15 protein-coding genes are annotated in these 15,280 nt (G+C 42.3%); 6 read left to right on the plus strand and 9 right to left on the minus strand.

The window, feature by feature from the left end; all coding sequences use genetic code 11:
- Positions 1-10: 10 nt before the first annotated feature.
- The 3 genes from FQ087_RS14580 to FQ087_RS14590 all read right to left on the minus strand — a co-directional run bounded on the left by FQ087_RS14580 (position 11) and on the right by FQ087_RS14590 (position 3,189).
- The gene (locus FQ087_RS14580) at positions 11-1,354 is read right to left on the minus strand and encodes a YfcC family protein (protein ID WP_255452373.1); all 1,344 of its coding nucleotides are present in this window, start codon (positions 1,352-1,354) and stop codon (positions 11-13) included.
- 180 nt (positions 1,355-1,534) lie between these two features.
- A complete protein-coding gene (locus FQ087_RS14585; protein ID WP_149581309.1) occupies positions 1,535-2,296 on the minus strand; it encodes a dimethylarginine dimethylaminohydrolase family protein in 762 nt (253 codons plus the stop codon).
- A 20-nt stretch (positions 2,297-2,316) separates the two neighbouring features.
- Positions 2,317-3,189, minus strand: coding sequence for a dimethylarginine dimethylaminohydrolase family protein (locus tag FQ087_RS14590; RefSeq protein ID WP_370456080.1), 873 nt, complete (start codon positions 3,187-3,189; stop codon positions 2,317-2,319).
- 171 nt (positions 3,190-3,360) lie between these two features.
- On the opposite strand from FQ087_RS14590, the gene FQ087_RS14595 reads away from it, so the two are divergent.
- The gene (locus FQ087_RS14595) at positions 3,361-4,101 is read left to right on the plus strand and encodes an IclR family transcriptional regulator (protein WP_149581310.1); all 741 of its coding nucleotides are present in this window, start codon (positions 3,361-3,363) and stop codon (positions 4,099-4,101) included.
- Positions 4,102-4,197: 96 nt separating this feature from the next.
- Here the strand turns inward: FQ087_RS14595 and FQ087_RS14600 are convergent, their stop codons facing one another.
- The 6 genes from FQ087_RS14600 to FQ087_RS14625 all read right to left on the minus strand — a co-directional run bounded on the left by FQ087_RS14600 (position 4,198) and on the right by FQ087_RS14625 (position 11,428).
- Positions 4,198-5,025 carry an undecaprenyl-diphosphate phosphatase gene (locus tag FQ087_RS14600; RefSeq protein WP_149581311.1) on the minus strand — a complete coding sequence of 276 codons (828 nt, stop codon included), beginning with the start codon at positions 5,023-5,025 and terminating at the stop codon, positions 4,198-4,200.
- Between the two features lie 7 nt (positions 5,026-5,032).
- A complete protein-coding gene (locus FQ087_RS14605; RefSeq protein WP_149581312.1) occupies positions 5,033-5,644 on the minus strand; it encodes a DedA family protein in 612 nt (203 codons plus the stop codon).
- Positions 5,645-6,268: 624 nt separating this feature from the next.
- Positions 6,269-7,891 carry a long-chain fatty acid--CoA ligase gene (locus tag FQ087_RS14610; protein ID WP_149581313.1) on the minus strand — a complete coding sequence of 541 codons (1,623 nt, stop codon included), beginning with the start codon at positions 7,889-7,891 and terminating at the stop codon, positions 6,269-6,271.
- Between the two features lie 288 nt (positions 7,892-8,179).
- On the minus strand, positions 8,180-9,328 hold the full coding sequence (locus FQ087_RS14615) for an acyl-CoA dehydrogenase family protein (protein WP_149581314.1): 1,149 nt from the start codon (positions 9,326-9,328) through the stop codon (positions 8,180-8,182).
- An 82-nt stretch (positions 9,329-9,410) separates the two neighbouring features.
- Positions 9,411-10,181: an SDR family NAD(P)-dependent oxidoreductase gene (locus tag FQ087_RS14620; protein WP_149581315.1), complete on the minus strand. Its 771-nt coding sequence runs from the start codon at positions 10,179-10,181 to the stop codon at positions 9,411-9,413.
- A 98-nt stretch (positions 10,182-10,279) separates the two neighbouring features.
- Positions 10,280-11,428 (minus strand): thiolase family protein, encoded by a 1,149-nt coding sequence (locus tag FQ087_RS14625; protein ID WP_149581316.1) that lies wholly within the window; start codon positions 11,426-11,428, stop codon positions 10,280-10,282.
- A 188-nt stretch (positions 11,429-11,616) separates the two neighbouring features.
- On the opposite strand from FQ087_RS14625, the gene FQ087_RS14630 reads away from it, so the two are divergent.
- The 5 genes from FQ087_RS14630 (at position 11,617) to FQ087_RS14650 (ending at position 15,262) form a co-directional block, all read left to right on the plus strand.
- Positions 11,617-11,967 carry a lmo0954 family membrane protein gene (locus FQ087_RS14630; protein ID WP_149581317.1) on the plus strand — a complete coding sequence of 117 codons (351 nt, stop codon included), beginning with the start codon at positions 11,617-11,619 and terminating at the stop codon, positions 11,965-11,967.
- 16 nt (positions 11,968-11,983) lie between these two features.
- A complete protein-coding gene (locus FQ087_RS14635; protein WP_149581318.1) occupies positions 11,984-12,625 on the plus strand; it encodes a PspA/IM30 family protein in 642 nt (213 codons plus the stop codon).
- A 285-nt stretch (positions 12,626-12,910) separates the two neighbouring features.
- Positions 12,911-13,612 carry a cell wall-active antibiotics response protein LiaF gene (gene liaF / locus FQ087_RS14640; protein ID WP_149581319.1) on the plus strand — a complete coding sequence of 234 codons (702 nt, stop codon included), beginning with the start codon at positions 12,911-12,913 and terminating at the stop codon, positions 13,610-13,612.
- Complete coding sequence (locus tag FQ087_RS14645; protein ID WP_149581320.1) at positions 13,609-14,655, plus strand: sensor histidine kinase; 1,047 nt, start codon at positions 13,609-13,611, stop codon at positions 14,653-14,655. The genes liaF and FQ087_RS14645 overlap by 4 nt, the downstream gene beginning before the upstream one ends.
- Positions 14,630-15,262, plus strand: a complete 633-nt coding sequence (locus FQ087_RS14650) for a response regulator (RefSeq protein WP_149581321.1) — start codon at positions 14,630-14,632, stop codon at positions 15,260-15,262. The genes FQ087_RS14645 and FQ087_RS14650 overlap by 26 nt, the downstream gene beginning before the upstream one ends.
- Positions 15,263-15,280 lie beyond the last annotated feature (18 nt).

Here is a 15,280-nt window from a genome sequence, read left to right on the forward strand (position 1 = left end):
TACTGGTCTCTTAAAATGGACCGTAGTTTGTTGCTTGAGCGATGATCAAGAAGATAATCGCAATTCCAACCTGAATCAAGAAATACGGGAATACCCATTTTACCCATTTAGTAAATGGAATTCCCGCAATTGCGAGTCCCGCTAAAAGCACACCACTTGTCGGGATAATCATATTTGAAATCCCATCACCCATTTGGAACGCGAATACCGCTGTTTGTCTTGTAACCCCTATTAAATCTGCCAATGGTGTCATTATCGGCATTGTCAATGCAGCCTGTCCACTGCCCGACGGAACTATGAAGTTTAGGAATAATTGCATGATAAACATGCCTATAGCATTAATGGATGTCGGTAATTGACCGACTAACGCTGAAGAATAATATAAAATTGTATCGAGCAAACCACCATTCGTCGTTATAACCAAAATTGTCTGCGCAATCCCAATGATTAAAGCACCTGCCACCATGTCACGTGCTCCCTCAACAAAACCATCTGCCATTTTGCCTGGAGAGATTTTTCCGATGAACCCCATGATAATCGCACTAAAGAGGAATATACCGCCAATTTCACTTATATACCATTGAAATTTAATGACTCCAACAACTAGTGCAATGAAATTGAACAATAATACAAACAATGCAAGCTTATGTCTTGTGCCCATTCTAAAACTTAGATCAATCTCCGCCTGGTCATTTGGGTCAAACTTTCCATATACCCCTAACTCAGGATTCTTTTTAACTTTCGCCGCATGGAAATAAATATAGAGCACTGTCACAATGTAAAAGACAATGAAAATTGCTATGCGTAATCCCATTCCGGAATAGATTGGAAGTTCGGCAATGCTTTGCGCAACCCCAACGTTAAAGGGATTGGTAATTCCCGTAACAAACCCCGTAGCTAATGTACCAAGCATTACAATTGCAAAGCCTGTAAGCGCATCCATTTTCAACGCCATAGTCATCGGCACAATAATTGCAATGTAAACGAGTGTATCCTCTGCTGAACCAATTAATGTCCCTAATAATGAAAAGATTAATATCAACAATGGAATCAGTATCTTTTCCCTTTGTCCGAAGCGTGCAGCAATAAACTTAATAAAAGAGTCAATCGCCCCAGTTTTCTGCATAATTCCAAGCGCTCCACCAAACAAAAATACAAACAAAATAATGGGCGCAGCACCCACTAATCCGGCATGAACACTGTTGAACATTTCCAATATCCCGACTGGCGATGATTCAATGAATTTGAATGACGTTGGATCCACTATAGTTCGACCGTCTTTTTCGATTCTATCATACTGGCCGGCTGGCAAAATGTAAGTCAATATCGTCATAATGATGATAACTATGAACATTAGAACAAAAGCGTTGATACCATTTTTTGGTTTTTCTTGTTGCTGAACTTTTGGTTTTTCTTGTTGCTGAACTTTCGGTTTTTCTTGTTGCTGAACTTTCGGTTTTTCTTGTTGCTGAACTTTCGGCTTTTCCTTAGATAATTTCCCCATTCCGCACCCCCTATTTAGAATACTTAAGAATCAAAATCGTAACGAAAGACAACTCAAACCGCCATCATGCTTTTGCACTTCAGACATTTCAAGTTCAATTGTTTCATAACCTACTTCATTAAACTTACGTTTTGTTTCCTCGTATCCTTTTGGAATAATGATATAGTCATTGACACGAATACAGTTAGCCGAGTACTCATCTTCCTTACCAATCACAATTTTTTCATATTTCTCAAATGCCGGATGATCCACAAATTCTCCTGCAACAACCATTCGGTTATCTCCTAAATAAGCAATTCCAGTTTTCAAATGGAAGAACTTTTTCAAAGGAATAATTGTTGCTTCGTAACCTTCTTGTTCTAAAATCTCTTTCAATTGAAGTGCTCCTTCTTCATTCGTCCGTTCAGAAATCCCAATATAGAAATGGTCTTCCGCTTGGAGAATATCGCCGCCATCAAGTGTTCCTGGCGATTTTATATAGTGAAATTTCTCATAAAACCCTTTTAGAATTGCTTCAATTTCTTTAATTTCTCCATTGCGTGATTCTGCTCCAGGATTTGTAATGACTGCGAAATCAGATGTCAATACAGCCGCGTCTTCCACAAATGTCGAGTCCGGGAATTCCTCACTTGCTGGAAGATGCGTAACGGTTACGCCACACTTTTCCAACGCTTCGACATATTTTTTGTGTTGCTCCAATAATGTTTCAAAAACCGGTTTTCCTAAATCAGAAGTCGTTAACCCATTTAAATAGCTTTCTCCAGGTGTTTTTACAATGACGTTTGTATACATTTCAATCCACTCCTCATTTTTTAGTTTCTTACTACAGGGGATGTCAAACATGTTGGCCCGCCAGTCCCTTTAACACTTATTTCTTCACCTTTGTATTCATAGACTGTTGCACCAGCATCAATCAGCTGCTGTTTTGTTGAATCGTTACCACTCACTATCACACAAACACGCGGCGCAAGTGCAAGTACATTACAACCAAGATTATGATATTCAACTTCTGGCACTTCGATCAGCTGAATTCCCCGTTCAATGAGTAGCTGACGGAAAAATACTGGCATAAGACGTGAATGTACAACTGCCAAATCATGATCAACCATGCTGATGAACGACATAAGATGCAGACATTCTGCTTCTCCCTGGTCATGCGGAAGTTGAACGACGATGAATTCGTTGACGAAAGACGCTGTCATTTCCTTTAATTGTCGGATTGCTTCGTCATTCGTACGGTATCCCCGGCCTACAACAAGTGTCTTGTCGTCCAACCACACAATATCGCCACCATCTGACATCGCATCTCCCGTCAATTCACCAACAATCTTAATCCCTTTCTCAATAAGAAACTCTCTATATACTGTCGCTTCCGGTTGTCTTAGCTTTTTACCGGATTTCAAAATGATTGCTCCTTCTGGCGTAAACTTCACCGGATCATGCGCATACAGTGAATCCATCCCTACTTCAGACGAAGCTGGTAAATAATCAATTTGCGGAACATATTTTTCAAGAATCGCTATAAAATCTGTAAATTCCCGGACGACTTCTTCAAATTTCGGTTCTTCAAGGTAATTAAACGTTTTCCAATTAATTGCTAGATGGTCTTGATTTAAGAAAGCTGATCTTGGATGCTTTACAATTACCCGCTCTAATGGTCTGTACATCGATGAACAATAAGTCAATTTGCATCACTCTTTTCCGCATAGTGGAAAACGTTTCCGATTAACGGAAAGTTTATATATAAAATATATTCTCTCTATGATACAATGTCAATGTATTTTGAATAATTCTAATTTGTTTTTTCAGATTAATTAATTTTAATTAGTTATTTATATGACAGGTGGTGCTTTATAATGCAATCAATTGACCGCGCTATGATCGTAGCCAAAACTCTTGCTACGCACACGGGAGAAAACGGCGTATCCATTTCCGATCTTTCCAAACAATGCGAGTTACCCCTCAGTACAATGCATAGATTGCTTAAAGCAATGATTAAACAAGGTATGGTAGAGCAGGATGAGCGTACGAAATGTTATCGGCTAGGAACAATTTGGTTAGAATACGGTTTGCAAGTATATGATTCGATGGATTACATCAATAAAATAAGGCCTGAGCTGGACCGTTTGTGCCATGAAGTAGAAGAAAGTGTCTATCTAAGCCGACCTGCCGGAGTAGAAGCAATCGTTTTAGAAAGAATTGATAGTGAAAAAAATACAATTCGGATTTATGATCAACTCGGTTTGCGTATTCCAATGCATATCGGTGCGGCGAATAAAGCGATGCTTGCAAATATGTCCTCTTCTAAGTCCACGGACATTTTGAAGAAACTGTTGCCCATCGATCAATTGGCTGCAGTAGAAGTAACACTAAAACAGATAAAAAAACAAGGATATGCAACGAGCCACGGGGAAAGGACGGAAGGTACTTCTTCTGTTGCGGTGGCCATTATTGATGGTCTCGGAGAAGTTGTGGGGGCAGTCAGTATAGGATTTGTCAGTTTCAATTTAACCGAAGAGCGGATGAATTTCCTTATTGAAAAAGTAATGGAAACAGGTAGACGAATTTCGGAAAAGTTGGGGTCCAACAATAATTAATTTTGGACTTAATAGTAAATCACACATTTTCAGTCTGTATTATAAAAATAAAAAAACGACTCCCGCACACCAATGTGCAGGAGTCGTTTCAAATTCCTATAAAAATACAATAAACGCTAATACAGCTGCTAATACAAGTCGATAAATTGCGAACGGTATTAGCTTAATACGTGAAACGAGTTTCAAGAAGAAGCGAATCGAAATCAGAGCGAAGACGAATGCACTGATGAATCCAACAATGTAAAAAGATAGATCATCCATTGAAAGCTCTTCCCAGTTTTTCATAACCGACACAAGACTTGCGCCCATCATGATAGGTACTGCCATAATGAATGTGAAATCTGCCGCGGTCCTGTGATTCATACCGAACAGGACGCCGCCCGAAATTGTTGCTCCTGAACGTGAAAATCCAGGCCAAAGGGACAGACATTGGACAAGGCCGACTGTGAATGCCTGCTTGTATGTAATTTGATCCAATGTGTTCACCCACGGTTTTTTAGGACCAAATTTATCAGCTACAATCATTAGAATTGAACCTGCAATTAATGCAAAAATTACCGTTTCGACATTTGATAATTTTTCATCAATAAGGTCTTTGAGAGCAAATCCGATAATAACTGCCGGCAACATCCCAATAATGACGTGTATTAAATTGAAGCTTTGATTCATTTTTTGGCCATCAATCTTATAGAGGCCTACAAGGCTGAACAGACGCTTCCAGAAAACGATAACAACAGCTAATATCGAACCCAATTGGATAACAATTTTAAATGTGAATGCCGAACGATCTCCAAGAAATTCTGTTGTTTTCAGCCACATATCATCGACAATGATCAAATGACCCGTCGATGATACAGGTGCAAACTCCGTCATTCCCTCAACAAGTCCTAGTATTAGCGCTTTAATCAATTCAAATATTTCCATAAGTTAGTTACACTCTCTTTCTACGGAAGCGAATATACCAAATGCAAATCGCTATACCGCCAATTCCTATTAGTACGTACGCAATGTTTGAATAGATATCCATATAGTGGACAATCGATGTCCAATTGTCACCTACTGCTGCCCCAATGGTGACGAGTGCCGTATTCCATATCAAACTGCCTATTGTTGTAAGCAAAATGAATAGAGGAAAATTCATATTCGACATGCCTGCTGGAATTGAGATTAGGCTCCGAATTAGTGGAACTAGGCGGCAAAGTAGCACTGTCCAAGGACCATATTTGTCGAACCAAGCATCTGCCTTACGGATGTCTTTTCGTGTAAGACGTAAAACGCCACCCCACCGATCGACAATTTTTTCAAGGCGTGCCACATCGAGAAATAACCCTATACTATACAAAATCATTGCCCCAATAACCGATCCGGCCGTCGCCGCAATAATGACACCCACTCGAGTCATATCCGAATACGTCGTCATGAATCCACCAAATGTCAAAATAACTTCAGATGGTATTGGCGGAAACACATTCTCAATCATGATTAATAAAAACACACCAAAATAACCAAACTGGTCCATAAATTCAGTAATCCAATTTTCCACTCTAAGCACCCACCAACTATTACTTTCCAAAAACAAAACCCTATGCAAACGGGGTCCGATAGCAAAAGGACGATTCCGCATAGCTAGAGGTTTCGCTTTCTGTATATTATAGTACGTAATAGGCGGTTCGGATATGATTTTGTTCAAATTTTCCCCAGATTAAAAAATGATTACAGGTTAAGCAACGTCTATATAGTAAGAGATTCCGTCTTCTTTAATGAGCGAAATTACAATTGATCCTCGGCAACTCTAATCCGCCGTTCTAGACAGTTAGCGCACGCAACCGAATAAGTTAGTAAATACGTTAGTGAGAAAGGTAGAAATATAGGCACTTTTGGACCTACTATTATATATCTTTATTAATTCAGTACATATTCCACTTGTGGATATCCTTGAAATTAATCAAGTTATCCACCTTGAATGAGGATAACTTGACAACATTGTTGATAATTTCTGAAAATTTCATATTTATCCACAGAACCGCTTGGATAGATCCTTTGAAATTAGTTATCAACAAGGTTATCGTTACAAAAAAGGTTATCCACAATGATAACTTCCCCTTTTCAACTTAAGTAATCTATCGAAAACAAAGTCATCTAGCAGGATGCCAGATGACTTTTTCCCTTATACTTTTATTGTATAGTCTTTCAAACTTTCACGCAGCGAAGCTTTCAAAAACTTACCAACGGATGTTTTCGGGATTTCATCCAAGAAGATAACATCGTCCGGTACCCATAATTTAGCGAATTGGCCTGCCAAATAGGTTAGCAACCGCTGTTTCATCTCTTCGTCAGCAACCTTCCCTTCTTTCAAGACAACACACGCCAGTGGACGCTCAATCCATTGCTCATGCGGTATCGCTACCACTGCCGCTTCGAATACATCTTCATGTGTCATCAGGGCATTTTCCAAGTCAACAGACGAAATCCATTCGCCTCCGCTCTTGATCAAATCTTTTGTCCGATCCATCAATTTAAGATAGCCGAACTCTGTCATGACTGCGATATCTCCTGTGAATAGCCAGCCATCTCGGAACGCTTCTGCTGTCCGCTCATCATTGTAATATTCGCTTGCAATCCAAGGCCCCCGAATGGCCAATTCGCCCATTGTTTTGCCATCCCAAGGTGCATCACCGGCTTCATTGACAATACGGACTTCAAGACCTGGCATCGGCAAACCTTGAAGTGCGCGGACATCGATTTTTTCATCCACTGTTAAGTCGGCCATCTCTGATGAATAGACCGATAGACTAACCAACGGTGATGTTTCGGTCATGCCATAACCAACGATAAACGGTACACCAAGTTTTTCTTCGAATGCACGGATCAATCCTTTTGGCGAAGCTGAACCACCACTTACAACCGCTCGAAGCGACGACAAATCCCTAGGATTCTGTTCCTGCTCCTTCAGCACGGCAAGCCAAATTGTCGGAACTCCCGCAGTTACAGTCACCTTCTCCTGCTCAATCAAGTCCAACAGTAGTTTCGGATTAAAGCCCGGACCCGGAAGGACTTGTGTTGTACCGAAAAAGACTGCGGCAAACGGCATTCCCCATGCATTGACGTGGAACATTGGTACAACTGGCAGGATGACATCCCTCTCAGATAGTCCCATCGCATCGGCTAGTCCTAGCGCATAACTATGCAGCACAAGTCCGCGATGGGTATAGATGACTCCTTTCGGATTGCCCGTAGTAGCGGATGTGTAACACATGCCTGCTGGCGTATTTTCATCGAGATCTTCTGGGAATACAAAGTCCTCAGAAGCTTCTGCGAGAAGCGCTTCATACGAATAGACATTTTCAAGAGATGTTTCAGGTATTTCAGTGCTGTCTCCCATGATGATATAATGTTTCACCGTTTTCAGATAAGGTGCAAGTTTTTCAAGATGCGGAAACAGATTATCATCGACAAGCAAGATTTCATCTCCGGCATGGTTGATAACGTATGCAATATGTTCCGGCGATAATCGTATATTAACCATATGAAGGATGGCACCTGTTCCCGGCACACCGAAATACGCTTCTAAATGACGATGATGATTCCACGCAAACGTACCAACTTTCGTTCCGTGTTCCATTCCCAGTTTCGTCAGGGCATCTGCGAGTCTGCGGGTTCTTTTTGCGAACTCACGATATGGAATTCGATGAATCGAATTCTCTCCTGTTCGTGAAATAATTAATTTGTTAGGGAAATATTGCTCTGCTCTTTTAATGAAGGAAGATAATAAAAGTGGTGTTTGCATCATATTAATCGATCCCCTTTTCATATAGAATAATTTTTTACGTAATCAGTGCGTTCTAAAATCGTGGATATATGTCACATATGGTCCCGAAAGATAATATGCCGCGCAAAGCTAAATTATTCCTTTTATATAGGGTAAAATAAGGAACTCCATGGAATTCGCTAGGGCGCTAGGGGATGCCTCTCGCCATAAGCCGAAGCCAGTCTTATGGCTTCGGTTACCCCTTTAAGGCACCCTTTTCTTGATTTGTAGAGGTATTTATTTGTTCAACTTATATAGTATCCATAATTTCTACAAACCCATATTTTTCGCGATGATGACTTTCATGATTTCATTCGTCCCTGCGTAAATCGATGCCACTGGAATATCCCGGTAACGCCGAGCGATTTTATATTCCTCCATATAACCGTATCCACCGTGCAACTGCATACACTCTGCGGAAATTTCTCGCGCTGTATCAGTAAGCCAATATTTCGCCATCGATACTTTCGTGACGACGTCTTTTCCCGCTATATGATCCTCGATAAGTGATTCAAGAAACACTTTGCCAATTTCCACTTTTGTTGCAATTTCAGCAAGTTTAAACTGCGTGTTTTGGAAAGAACCGATTGGCTTATCAAATGCTTTCCGCGATTTTACATACTCAAGCGTCATTTCCAACATATCCTCTGATGCCGTTTGTGCGGCAATCGCGACGACAAGCCGTTCTTGCTGTAGTTTTTCCATTAAGTAAATAAATCCTTTTCCTTCTTCACCAATCAAGTTCGCCACTGGTACACGGCAATCTTCAAAGAACAACTCCGCCGTGTCTTGCGAATGTAGCCCGACTTTATCGAGTTTGCGACCTTTCGTAAAACCTGGAGTTCCTTCTTCTATAATAAGTAGGCTAACGCCACGATGTTTCGGTTCAGCATATGGGTCAGTTTTCACAGCAACGAGAATGAGATTCCCGTTAATACCGTTTGTAATAAATGTCTTTTGACCATTCACAACATAGTGATCGCCATCTTTAATTGCCGTCGTCCAGATATTAGCCAGGTCCGATCCCGTCCCTGGCTCTGTCATTGCGATAGCGGTGATATTGTTAGCGCTTACACATCCCGGTAACCAACGCTCTTTCTGCTCAATCGTGCCAAACGTTTCAATATACGGAACAACGATGTCATTGTGCAAGCCTACACCTGTAAGACCCGTGCCTACACGCTCAAGTTCTTCCCCGATAATGACGCTGAAGCTGAAATCTAGACCAAGCCCTCCGTATTTTTCATCCACTTGTGGGCAGAGGAATCCCATCTCCCCCAGTTTTCTCCAAAATGCGATTGGAATAATCCGATCTCTTTCCCATGTATCGTAGTGTGGAACCGCTTCTTTTTGAAGAAACTTCCGGAGTGAATCCCGAAACATGACGTGCTCATCCATTTCAAATCTGTATCTTGCCAACGTTCAAGCCCCCCTCTTGTGTAACACCTTTTTTTGAAAATAATAGAGTTGTAATAGTTATCAGCGAATCATGGCTTTCAACTCACTTCGGTTGCATCCGAATCGCACCATCCAGCCGGATTACTTCACCGTTGAGCAGTGTATTAGTAAATATACTTTCAACCAGCTTTGCATATTCGTCCGGTCGTCCAAGTCGTTTCGGGAACGGTACCATCGATGAAAGTGAATTACGCGCTGCTTCCGGCAGTCCGTCGAATAGCGGTGTCTCTACAAGACCCGGTGCAATTGTCATCACACGGATACCGAATGCCGCTAGTTCACGTGCAATTGGTAACGTCATTCCAACAACGCCTCCCTTTGATGCACTGTATGCAACCTGGCCAATTTGTCCTTCAAAAGCAGCTACTGATGCAGTATTCACAATAACTCCGCGCTCCCCTTCTTCGTTTGGATCATTGCCTTGCATAGCAGCTGCCGCTACACGAATCACGTTGAATGTACCTATCAAGTTTACCCGGATGACTTGTTCAAACTGGTCAAGCACCATCGGACCGCTTCGCGACAACACTTTTCCTGGCGTCGCAACGCCTGCACAATTGACAACGGCAGTTATTTCTCCGAATAGCTCTTTTACAGAAGATACATTTACTTCCACTGCTTTTGCATTCGCAACGTCTGTTTTTAGGAATAAAACATTTTCTTCTCCAAGCTCGCTCGCAATTGCTTGTCCACGCTCTTCATTCCTGTCGAAAATAGCTGCCTTTCCTCCGGCATTTACTATCCTTCTTACAGTGGCCTCCCCAAGACCGGAAGCTCCACCTGTTACAATTGCAGTTACCTTTTCCATTTCCACCCCTAAATCCCCCTAATCAAATAAAGAAGTTAACCTAAGAACACCGAATTCTGTAGCTGATGCTTCGCTTTCAGTACAAAAAAATTAGCTGAATGAAATCAAATACGTTCGATAATTGTCGCGTTCGCCATACCCATTCCTTCGCAAATTGCGAGTAGCCCGTAACGTCCGCCAGTCCGTTTTAATTCGTGAATCATCGACACCAACAATCTCGTGCCCGTTGCTCCAAGTGGATGACCGAGCGCAATGGCACCGCCGTTCGGGTTCAATTTCGCAGGATCAGCACCCGTTTCTTTCAGCCAGGCGAGCGGCACTGGTGCAAATGCTTCATTCACTTCGTACGTATCCATGTCTTCTATTGAAAGTCCAGCCTTTTCAAGTACTTTCCGTGTTGCTTCAATTGGACCAGTCAGCATTAACGTCGGATCAGAACCGACAACGGATCTTGCAACAATGCGTGCGATTGGCTTCACGCCGAGTTCGTCTGCTTTGTCGCGAGACATAAGAAGGACCGCAGACGCACCATCACTCATTTGACTTGCATTACCCGCTGTAATCACACCCTTTTCATCAAAGACAGTTCGTAATCCAGCCAACACTTCCGTTGTCGATTCGGGACGAGGTCCTTCATCTTTAGAAAACATTTCGGTTGTACCATCTTCTTTCCTGATTTCAACGGGAATAATTTCTTCTTCAAATTTCCCTTCATTAATTGCGCGAATCGCCTTTTGGTGACTTTCCACTGAAAAGCGATCAAGTTCTTCCCGCGACAGTTCCCACTTCTCAGCAATTCGTTCGGCGGAAAGCCCTTGATTAATGATTTCATGTTTTTCTAGCAGTTTCGCACTTGGTTTTGCATCTCTCATATTCGACATCATTGGTTCACGCGACATGCTTTCAACGCCGCCCGCAATGACCATATCCATATCACCCGAAAGTATTGCTTGCGACGCAAAATGGACGGCCTGTTGGCTCGATCCACATTGCCGGTCGATTGTCACACCAGGTACATGTATCGGGAATCCCGCGATGAGCGCTGCTGTCCTAGCAATATTCCCGCCTTGTTCACCTGATTGGGTAACACAACCAAGAATGACGTCTTCCACATCTTCTTTATGTACCCCCGCACGTTTCATAAGTTCCTCAAGTACCACAGCCGCAAGTTCATCAGGTCTGTAGACTGAAAAGCTCCCTTTTCTCCTGCCGACCGCAGTTCTCACCCCTCCAACAATAACAACCTCTTTCATTCCTACACCCCGTTATCTGAATTAATTAATTTTTCTTATAATAATAGAATACATGAAAATATTTACAAAATCTAGTATAACTTAGACCGAATCAGCCTCAAGTCTTAGATGAAAATCCGCTTAGCGCCCGTTTGGACGAGCAGGAAATCGTTATAAGATTAAGCTACAAACGAAAGGAGGAACAACAAATGAAAAAACTAGGTCTTGCAGCACTCGGTATTACAGCGGCAATCGTTGCCCTTGTGAACCTCGGCTCACTACTCGCACTTGCATTTTCTGCATTAGTTGCATACGCGGGGTTCCATTATTTTAGAAAGAGCACTTCCACAATCTCGAAATTGTTCTGGGGAGGCGTACTTGTCATTGGCTTGTTAACAGCAATTGCAAATGTACCAGCATTCATCGGAATCATTGCTTTAGTGGGTGTTCTGTATGCTTGGCGTAAATGGCATGGTACAGAAAATAGTAACATCATCAATAACGCCACCGACGATCCTTTCGTAAACTTTGAACGTCAGTGGAATGAAATTACAAAATAATGAGGAGGAACTAACTATGAACTCACTTTGGAATAGATTTAAATACTCAGTACAAGCAGATCTTCACACGGTGCTCGATAAAAAAGAAAGCAAAAATCCAATTGCTATGTTGAATCAATACATCCGTGAAGCAGAAAAACAGACTGATTCAATTGGAAAATTGCTTGAACGTCAAAGCAAACTAAAAAAAGAACTACAGAAAGAATTGGCAGAAGCAGAAAAAATGGCAGACAAACGCCGTAGTCAACTCGAACTGGCACAAACGGCCGGCGAAGAAGACTTGGTCGCATTTGCCGAGGAAGAAATCGCTACCTACGATACACGTGCAGCGGTACTTTCGGAAAGTGTTATGGAAACGGCTTATGAATTAATTTCACTGGAGCGTAAATTCGAGGAAATGAAACATAAAGTAACAGACATGAAAGTGCGTCAGCTGCAATTAATGGGCAAAGAGAATGTGACACGTGCCCATCATCGTATGGACCAAGTCATCTCTCCAGAAAATGCAGACAACAAAATGGCGTCAGTCGGCGAAATGAAAAAGTATATCGAAAACCTTGGCGGGAAAATTGAAAGTGAGTACGAAACGTCATCTATGGAACGTCGACTCGAGACATTAGGAAAAGCGGAGGGTGCCGACCAGGTGCGACAGGCATAAGCCAGATTGGCGACGTGGCGCACTTTGCCACATAGCCGAACTGACTTATGTCCCGAGCATCTGGCACCCGAAGCCTGGACATTAGGAAAAGCAGAGAGTGCCGATCAGGTGCGACAGGCATAAGCCTAGAAGTTAGAGAAAGAATCCGCAAAAGAAGTAGAAATTGTGTAAAATAGATTGTAGGATGCAGGTATGCAACTGTCGCTGCAGAACGCGGCGTACTTAGGTTGCATACCTGCATCCTCACTTACAGATAATCTGACTTCAAGAAGGGAGAATAACAAGATGAAACGAATCGATACGAACAAAATCACATTTTGGGGACTTACTTTCCTGTTGCTCATTTTTGTTGAGGCGGCTTTCTTTCATAATGGTAATATCGTGTTCGTCCTTCTTGGTGCCGGACTTATTTATTACGGTTTGCGGAAACGATCGAAGCTGCTATTTTTACCAGGTCTGTTTTTTATCGCAATGGCGCTTTTCACATTATGGAGTTTACGGATGTTCATTTTCATCGTCATCGTCTATGTCCTCGTAAGATTATGGAAAGGCGTGCCATCGGAGGAAATTATGCGTCCTCTCAAAGATCTTCAGCGAGAAACGCCTAATGGAATATGGAAAAACAAATTATTTTCCGTCCAGTCATCTCCTTTTTCGTCGTATGAGTGGGAGGATATCCATATCCAAGGACTCTTTGGTGATATTCACATCGATGTCACGGATACGGTTCTACCAAAAGGGACTTCTTTAATTTCCGTTAGGCAAGGTATCGGAAAGATCAAGATTGACTTGCCTTATGAAATCCCTGTACGCATTCATTACACGACATTAATCGGTGATGCTAAACTGTTCGGTATTTACCGAAAACGGCTCATTAATGAGTCGCTCCATATGAAAGATAGTTATGAAGGGAAATCAGCTGAGTCCCCTGAACTTATCATTACACTTTCCACTTGGGGCGGAGATGTCGAGGTGACAAGAAAATGAAGGCAGTCATCGGACGTGGATTTGTTTTATCGTTTCTATTTAGCGCAATTTCAGCGTTGTACATCTATTTCCTTCTTGATTTGCCCTTAGAAGAAAGTTGGTTTGCGTTTTACGAATTGCAATTTGCGGATGTTCCTCTTGGCTGGTGGATTTTGAACACTATTCTCCTACTGGCTTGGGGCATCGCCATATGGACCGGTTTTTTAGGAAGTTCAAAAGAGAAAGCCATCGAGCAAAGGATAACAGGATTAATCGACACCGAGCTAGAAACCGATTCAATCGCGAAGTTCTCTCCTCGCATGGATCGGGCAATCGGTACGGTGTCAACTGTCATTCATACGCAGCGAAAAAGTCTGCAACGGATCATAGATGAGCGTGCGGAAGAGCAAGACAAACTTATCCAAGAACGAATTATACAAGAACGACAGCGGCTAGCGCGCGAGTTGCATGATTCCGTCTCCCAGCAACTGTTCGCCGCATCGATGCTATTATCTGCTATTACGGAAAATAACGAAGACGCTATAGCACAAAAACCGGTACTCCAAGTTGAAAGAATTGTCCAACAGGCACAACTGGAAATGCGCGCATTGCTCCTTCATTTGCGCCCGGCGGCATTGAATAACAAATCGCTTGCCGAAGGACTTGAAGAACTATTAATTGAATTAAAAGAAAAAATGCTGTTCGATATCCGATTTCGCTTGGAAGAAGTGACGCTATCTAAAGGGGCGGAAGATCATTTATTCCGAATCGCACAAGAAACACTATCCAACACATTGCGCCATGCTCAAGCCACAGAAGTCGATGTGCTATTCGTAGAACGAGACGGTCTGGCGATTTTCCGTGTGCAAGATAATGGTGTTGGATTCAAAGATAGTGACGGAAAAGGCGGCTCATATGGTCTGCAAAATGTAAAAGAACGTGCAATTGAAATCGGGGGAACATGCAAAATCGTTTCCGTTCCCTCACAAGGGACGATTGTGGAAGTGAAGTTGCCTGCGCGAAAAGGAGATGAACCTAATGATCAAGATCCTGTTAGTGGATGACCATGAAATGGTAAGAATCGGCGTTTCTGCCTATCTACAGATTCAGCCTGATATGGAAGTCATCGGTGAGGCGGTAAATGGGCGCGAAGCTGTAGGAAAAGCACTCGAGTTACGCCCAGATATTATTTTAATGGATATGGTCATGCCTGAAATGAACGGTGCCGAAGCAACTGCCGCTATTATTAAGGAGTGGCCGGAAGCAAAAATCGTTATCGTGACTAGTTTTCTAGACGATGACAAAGTATATCCGGCACTAGAAGCAGGCGCAACTAGCTACATATTAAAAACATCGAATGCGAAACGAATTGCGGAGGCCATCCGCGAAACGTTGAAAGGCCAAACGGTGTTGGAACCTGAAGTCACAACAAAAATGATGCAAAAAATGCGTGCAGGCAATGAACGGCAACCTCATGATGAGTTAACGGAACGTGAACTCGAAGTTTTGCTGCAGCTCGCAAAAGGAAAAACGAATCAGGAAATCGCGGATGATTTATTTATTGCACTGAAAACAGTGAAGACGCATGTCAGCAATCTATTATCTAAGCTGGAAGTGCAAGATCGCACACAAGCAGTCATTTATGCATTTAAACATGAATTAGTGAAATGAAATTTAAAAAGCAGCCAT

Origin of the sequence: Sporosarcina sp. ANT_H38, from assembly GCF_008369195.1 — a bacterium.
Lineage (GTDB): Bacteria > Bacillota > Bacilli > Bacillales_A > Planococcaceae > Sporosarcina.